Origin of the sequence: Streptomyces scopuliridis RB72 (assembly GCF_000718095.1) — a bacterium.
In the GTDB taxonomy this organism is placed as follows: Bacteria; Actinomycetota; Actinomycetes; order Streptomycetales; family Streptomycetaceae; genus Streptomyces; species Streptomyces scopuliridis.
In genome coordinates this window covers 1-341 of sequence record NZ_JOEI01000099.1, presented here as the reverse complement: position 1 = coordinate 341, position 341 = coordinate 1, and the positions used below count along the sequence as shown (strand labels likewise).

Sequence of the window (341 nt, the reverse complement as noted above, 5' to 3'; positions counted from 1 at the left end):
GGTGGTGCCGCATGGGGCGATGGCCGGGCTGGTGCGCTGGGCGGTGGGGCTGGGGGAGGGACGCTTCTCGCGGACGCTGTTCTCGACGTCGCTGAACTTTGATGTGTCGGTCTTCGAGCTTTTCGGGACGTTGGCCGCTGGTGGGACGGTGGAGGTCGTTCGGGATGTGCTGACGTTGACGGAGCGGGAGTCGTGGTCGGGGTCGCTGGTCTCGGCGGTGCCGTCGGCCTTCGCGGGGGTGCTGGGGCAGGAGAGGGATGTCTCGGCGGATCTGGTGGTGCTGGCGGGTGAGGCGTTCCCTGCCGGTCTGCTGGAGCAGACCCGTCAGGCTATGCCGGGTG

At 69.2% G+C, this 341-nt stretch carries 1 protein-coding gene; it reads left to right on the top strand.

All coding sequences use genetic code 11. The annotated features are described in order from the left end of the window. Window positions 1–19: 19 nt before the first annotated feature. A partial coding sequence (locus tag IF11_RS37515; protein ID WP_211266776.1) for an acyl-CoA synthetase family protein occupies window positions 20–341 on the top strand: 322 nt, incomplete at its 3' end.